Below are 7,123 nucleotides of genomic sequence, written 5' to 3' on the forward strand. Positions count from 1 at the left end.
AGCAATTTAGTCTATTTTATTTTAATTTTGATACCATAATATCTATATATTCTTTTAAACCTCTAAGCTTTTCATCTGCTTCAGCATCACTAGTTCCTTTTACAGCTATATAAAATTTCAGCTTTGGCTCTGTCCCAGATGGTCTTATAGCTACCCAAGACTCATCTTCCAAGAAATATTTTAAAACATCAGATTTAGGGAGATTATCTACACCATTTTTGTAGTCTTTTTTATCAATTACCTTTATATTATTTATACAATCAATTTGATTTTCTCTAAAATAAGATATTATCTCTTTTATTTTTTCCACACCTTCTATACCTTTTAAAGTTAAAGATATAGTCTGTTCTTTAAAGAATCCATATTTCTTATATAGTTCTATTAAGCCTCCATATAAGCTCATGCCTTTTGAATAGTAAAATGCTGCCATTTCAGATATTAATAATGATGAAACAACACCGTCTTTATCTCTTGCATGAGTTCCAACTAAATAACCATAACTTTCTTCATATCCAAATACATAATTTCTATCTTTATTTTCTTCAAATAATTTTATTTTTTCACCAATAAATTTAAAACCTGTAAGAACATTTAGTACATCAACATTATTTTCTTTTGCTATATCCGCTCCAAATTCTGATGTAACTATAGTTTTTATCATTGTAAGATTTTCTTTTAATTGATTATTTTCTTTTAAGCCTTCTATTATATAGTGTGTCAACATTCCACCAATTTGATTCCCTGTAAGTAATACATATTCCCCTGTAGTGGTTCTTACAGCTACACCTACTCTATCACAATCTGGGTCAGTTGCTATTACAAGGTCTGCTCCTTTTTCTTTTGCAAGCAATATTCCTCTGTTTAAAGCTTTTTTCTCTTCTGGATTTGGGTAGTCAAGCCCTGCAAAATTTGGGTCTGGATTTTCTTCTTCTGGAACCACTAATATGTTTTCAAATCCTACTTCTTTTAATGCTCTTCTTATTGGAATATTGCCAGTTCCACAAAGAGGTGTATAAACTATTTTAAAATTTTTACCTACGCTTTTTACTAAATCTTTTCTTATAACTTGACTTTTTACAGCTTCTATAAATTCAGTATCCTGTGTTTCGTCCAATAAGACTACTAAATTTTTATTAGCTTCATTTAAAGTTGGTATTATACTATAATCATGTATGCTATTTACTTTTTCTGTTATTGCATTTGCAATATCTGGCATAACTTGTGCCCCATCTTCCCAGTATACTTTGTATCCATTGTATTCAGGTGGATTATGGCTAGCTGTTATAACTATCCCTGCTATTGCATTTAGATTTCTAACAGCAAAGGACAATTCTGGAGTAGTTCTTAAACTATCAAATATATATGCCTTTATACCACACGCTGCTAATGTATTTGCAGATTCTATACAAAATTCTCTAGATTTATGTCTATTATCATGAGCTATTACTACGCCCCTATTTTTTTCTTCCTCTGTAGTATTTTCTAGTATATAGTTTGCCAATCCAAAAGTAGCTCTTCTAACTGTATATTTGTTAATTCTATTAGTTCCTGCTTCAATTACACCTCTAAGACCAGCCGTTCCAAATTCTAAATCTTTATAAAATCTATCTTCTATCTCTTTTTCATTATCTTTTATTTTATCTAATTCTAGTTTTGTATCTTCATCAAAATATGAACTCTTTACCCATTCTTCATAAGTTTTAGTATAATCCATAATAAAATCCTCCCTATTTTATCCATTTATTATAATTGCATAGATAAACCTTTTTTATATAATTATGACTCTTCTATATACTTATTAATTGACTTAATAAAAATATTTGCAATTATTCTATGACCTTCCTTAGTTGGATGTAATCCATCAAAATATAATTTTTTATATCCTTCTTTTTCCATACTCTTATTATATTCAGAATAAAAATCTACAAAATCAGTATTAAATGTCACACTAAATTTTTTTATCCAATAATTATATGACTCTAACTTTTTTGATACTGTATTAAAATCCGTAAAGCTACTCCAATCTTCCCTAACATTTGGAATATCTGGTCTCAGTGGTATACCTATTATTGGTATAATATTTTTTGCATATGCTTGATGTACCATAGCCATTATATTAGAATTAATAACTTCATTTCCTGCTCCAGCAATAAAATCATTAGTACCACCCATTATAAAAACCATATCGGGAGAATTCTGTAAAACATCTTCATTAAATCTAACTAACATACCACTTGTTGTATCACCATTTATACCCTTATTTATTATTTCTAAACCAGTCTCCTGACTCACAATGTTTGTCCATGAATTACTTCGTGATACTCCAAATCCATATGTTAAACTGTCTCCTAAGCAGACTATTTTCATCTTATCCCCCCTTAGCTATGTTTTTTCTGTTTTAAGAATAATCTAACAGTTTAATTAATTCATATTTTATACTTTTTTTCCTTCTAAGTAAAGTTATTATATTCACTAAATTAATACACATATACATCTAGACTCTGTCTCCCCCAATTAGATGCTTTTCCTTCACTATTCATAAATATATCTATTCTGTTCCCTTTAATTGCACCTCCACAGTCTTCTGCAACAAATGTCATACCTAATCTAGGTATATATACTTTTGTTCCATATGGTATTATATTTGGGTCAACTGCAATTACCCCCCATCTTGGTGTTGTACCAGTAGATGTTATAGTATCTCCTGCATATGCAGTAGCAACTACTCTCATATGTTTTCCTCCTCTTGTATTTGCTCCTCTTGATGCAATTAATACTTTTTCTTTAGTTCCATTTTTTATAATTTTTGTAGTTGGTTCTTTAGAAATCACTTCTTTTGATAAGACTTTTTTGACTAGCTTTCCATCATGGTAAGTTAAATTATAGACTAGTTTTTTCTCTCCCTCTATTCCCTCCTGATAGACTTTAGATTTTCCTTTTACTAAATTGCTATCATTCACATGTTTTGTGTCAAATGGTATTTTTTCAAATTCTTCTTTTTGATTTTTAGTTACTTTAACAACCTTGATTTTCATGTTATCCTTTAATTCTGTATTCAAACTTGGATTAATTTTATCTTCAGAATTGTATTTCACTCCCTGTTCATCCAAAAGTTCTTCAACTGTCTTTTTAAATGAAGACACTTTTTGTTCTTGGCCTTTAACAGTTAGACTTATCTCTTCTTTATTTAATATAGAATATATACTTACTAAACTCATTAAAATTGATACACTTAATAAAGATGATATTATTATTTTCTTTTCTCTTTTCTCCATAATATTTCCCCTTTCATGTTCAAATTTTAAATTAACTTATTTATTACAGTTTTAATCTTATATTATATATGTATATTATAACTTTCTAAATTTATGTAACTTTTTTGTAACTTCTAAATTTGTTTTATTCATAATTTTTTTATATTCTACGGTTAATGACTTATTTCATACAAATTAAATCTCTATGTTTGATAACTTATTTCATGCAAATAAAAAGCTAGAAACAAGATATTTACTTTATTAAGTATCCTGATTTCCAGCTTTTTATTTACTAATTTCAGTTCGTCACACTAAACATTTATTTATCTTTTAACATTTTCTCCAATTCTGAAACCTTTTTAATTATAGATTCAAAAATTGGTTCTTCTCTTAATTCATTAAAACTATTATCATTAAACATGATAAGTAGATTAGTATATACATTAAAAGTATATGAATTTCTAGATTTTACTTTATCAAAAAACATCATTTGACTTGTATCTGAACTTTCATGTAGATGATATTTTTCTAATATTTCATTTAAACCATATAAAGCTTCTTTAGCTTCTTCTTTCATATTAAAAAATAAGAAATTTAAAGACAACTCTATGTAGTCCATGTATATTCCAAAAAAAGCACCTCTATTTTCACTAAATTTCTTCTTTATTTCTAAAGATATATTTGCATATCCTAATGATTTATTTTTTATATATTCCATTTCTTTTTCTGTTGTTTTTTTGTTATAGCTTCCATCATCTAATTCTTTCTTTAATTCTTTATATTTATTTTTACATACATTAATTAATCCTTTACAATCCAGAGTTGCATTAAATACATCGCTAAATAATTTATTTTGAAGTAATGTTTCTGCTTCATCTAATCTATTCTGACTTAAATATATCATAGCTAAATTAACACTTGTGTCTCCTATTGCTTTATGTATCATATTTAAATATAATTCTGCCTTTTCGTAATCGTCTAACATATAATATGCATTTGATAAAATAAGAAGCGCTGTTTCTTTAATCTGAATATCATCTGTATTTCTAACTATATCTTCAAGAATATTTGTTGTTTCTTTAATTTTACTATTGAATTTATCTTTACCAAATTTATATGAATACATTTGGTATAGCGAACTTATTTTTAACTTTAGCAGATAACTTTGAGGATATTTCTCCATATACATATTAGCAAGTCTTTCTACAGATTCTAAATCTTCTTTAAATTCTTCTAATGGTTCCTCTATTAATAAATCAATTTCTACTTTAGCAAGAGTTGCTTCTAGTTCTTTATAGACTTTCATTACTTCTTCTTCACTTAAATCTACTTTATAGTTTAAAAGTTTATCAACAGATACATTAAAAAAATCTGCTAATACTGGCAATAGTTCTATATCTGGATAGGAATTTCCACTTTCCCATTTAGATACTGCTGGTGTTGACACTCCTATAAACTTTGCTAATTGTTCTTGTGTTAAACTTTTTTCTTTTCTCAATGTTTGTATGACTTCACCTATTTTAATTCGCATATATACCTCCTTAATGTATATCTCTTAATTTAAGTATATTAAAAAAGCATTTATTAGTAAATTGAGGTAAAGTTAACAAAAAACCTATAATTTAACTATTGGTTAAATTATAAGTTAAAAGCTTATTTCATTGACTACAAAATTCCCATTTTTCATTTAACCAACAAATAACATCCTCAAAAACTTCCTCTTTATTTATCTCATTCAATAATTCATGTCTTCCATCTTTATAGAGTTTACATGTTACATCTTTTACTCCTAATTTTATATATCTATCCCTTAGCCTTAAGACACCCTTACCATTTTTACCTATAGGGTCTTTATCTCCAGATATTATATAAATAGGAATATCAAGTGGTATCTTTTTTAAGTTTTCTTTATCCTCTATTTCTTTTAATCCTTGCACTAAATCATAAAAAAAGCCACAAGTACATACCACCCCACAAAATGGGTCATTTATATATTTTTCAACTTGTTCTTTATCTCTACTTAACCAATCAAATTTAGTATTTTTATTTCTTCTTATGCTTTCTCCACCAAATATTAAATCATTTATTTTATTGCTTCGAGAATTTCTTCCATACTTTTTAATCTCATGATTAATTATTAGATGAGCAAAATTTAGAATAATACCTTGTTTTCCATTTGAACCACATAATATAAGACCAGATAAATTATCACTGTAATCCATTATGTATCTTTGACTCGCAAATGACCCCATACTATGCCCAAATAAATAAATTGGCAAATCTTTATTTTCCTTTTTTATAATACTTGTTAAAGTATTCATATCTTCTACAAGGCATCTAAAACCTTCTTTTTCAGCTAGATGCCCAACATTCTCTACTGTCTTTGCGGTTTTTCCATGTCCTCTATGGTCATTTATATATACTATATATCCATTTTTAGTAAGCTCTTTAGCAAAAACTTCATACCGTTGTGCAGTTTCTGCCATTCCATGGGCAATTTGTACAATTGCCTTTGGGTTTTCTATACTTTCATCTTCCCATTTATATGTATATATATCTAAATCTTCTTTTCCCTTGAAAGTAAAATTTGTACACTTCATAATTACTCCTCCAGCCTGAATTTATTCAACATATTAACTTATATACTATATTACTACAATTTTCAAGTCAAAACGTTCTATATAAGTTTCTTACTTATTAATTATTAGCATAAATTGCTATACAAGTGTTGCTCTAAATAACTATATAATAATTTAGTTATTGAATATTAATTATTTAGAGAGAACATTTAACTATACTTGGACATCATATTGACATTATATTCAATTCGTGATATTCTGTTTTCGTCAAAATAGTATCTAAATACAAAGGAGATATTTTATGGATTATTCAAATGAATTGAAAGAATTGTTTCTAATGAATCAAACATATGCAACTCTTTTTACTCTTACAAACAAAATACAAATAGAAGGCGATAAGTATTTTGATGTACTTACTTCAAGACAATATATGACTATTTTATCTATTCTTCACTTACCAGAAGAAGAAACAACATTAAATAATATTGCACGAAAAATGGGTACAAGTAAACAAAATATAAATAGAATAGTTGCTAACCTTGAAAAAAATGAATATGTTCAGGTAGTTCCAAGCCCAAATGATAAAAGAGCAATTAATGTAAAGGTTACCGATTTAGGAAAACAAGTCATGATTAAATGTAGTAGAGTTGGAATAAATTTTATGGCAGATGTATTTCATGAGTTTACTCAAGACGAATTAGAAACCTTGTGGAGTTTACTAAAAAAAATGTATCGTTTTAATGGCGAAGAACAAGATGGATTTGAAGACGATGCTAATTTTATGGAGGATGAAGAACTTGATAAAATTAAAGCTGAAGCACTTAAAGAATTCTCAAGAAGAAGAAATAAAGTAAATAAAAAAGATTAATATTATAATGAAAAAGCTATCTATAATATCACAATATTTTTAAATGCTCATGAGATTAAAGATGGAGGTTTGAAATATAGATATTTGTATAATATAAATCAAAACATGAAAACGGCGACTTTAATTTTTTCAAAATCGCCGTTAAATCTGAGACTGTAAATTAATTTGTGCTTTTAAAGATAATTTCTACTTTATAGCAACAATTATTTATTTACTATTAATATTTCCCAATATATGAATTTTATTCTAATAAATTGTAAAAAATATATACTGGGATATTTCTAAATATTTTTGTAAACCATATATATTATGGCAAATTTTTGAAATATGATTTTTAAAAATTATATTCTATTATCAAAGAATATAGATAACTGATTATATATACTATCCCAGTTTCTATATCTCATAGTCCATTTTTTCAT

Annotated in this window: 6 protein-coding genes; 1 reads left to right on the forward strand and 5 read right to left on the reverse strand. The window is 26.8% G+C overall.

Translation table 11 applies throughout. The annotated features are described in order from the left end of the window. Positions 1–16: 16 nt before the first annotated feature. The 5 genes from IC213_RS06280 to IC213_RS06300 form a co-directional block, all read right to left on the reverse strand. A complete protein-coding gene (locus IC213_RS06280) occupies positions 17–1,714 on the reverse strand; it encodes a phospho-sugar mutase (protein ID WP_227862849.1) in 1,698 nt (565 codons plus the stop codon). 62 nt (positions 1,715–1,776) lie between these two features. Continuing rightward, a complete protein-coding gene (locus tag IC213_RS06285; protein ID WP_227432984.1) occupies positions 1,777–2,367 on the reverse strand; it encodes an SGNH/GDSL hydrolase family protein in 591 nt (196 codons plus the stop codon). A 110-nt stretch (positions 2,368–2,477) separates the two neighbouring features. After that, positions 2,478–3,275: a 3D domain-containing protein gene (locus IC213_RS06290; RefSeq protein ID WP_227482365.1), complete on the reverse strand. Its 798-nt coding sequence runs from the start codon at positions 3,273–3,275 to the stop codon at positions 2,478–2,480. A gap of 298 nt (positions 3,276–3,573) precedes the next feature. After that, complete coding sequence (locus tag IC213_RS06295) at positions 3,574–4,785, reverse strand: helix-turn-helix domain-containing protein (RefSeq protein WP_227823760.1); 1,212 nt, start codon at positions 4,783–4,785, stop codon at positions 3,574–3,576. Between the two features lie 127 nt (positions 4,786–4,912). Next, a complete protein-coding gene (locus tag IC213_RS06300; RefSeq protein WP_227432979.1) occupies positions 4,913–5,854 on the reverse strand; it encodes an alpha/beta hydrolase in 942 nt (313 codons plus the stop codon). 280 nt (positions 5,855–6,134) lie between these two features. On the opposite strand from IC213_RS06300, the gene IC213_RS06305 reads away from it, so the two are divergent. Then, positions 6,135–6,701: a MarR family winged helix-turn-helix transcriptional regulator gene (locus IC213_RS06305; RefSeq protein WP_227432977.1), complete on the forward strand. Its 567-nt coding sequence runs from the start codon at positions 6,135–6,137 to the stop codon at positions 6,699–6,701. The last annotated feature ends 422 nt before the right edge of the window (positions 6,702–7,123 follow it).

The organism is Clostridioides sp. ES-S-0049-02, assembly GCF_020658465.1.
Taxonomy (GTDB): Bacteria; Bacillota; Clostridia; order Peptostreptococcales; family Peptostreptococcaceae; genus Clostridioides.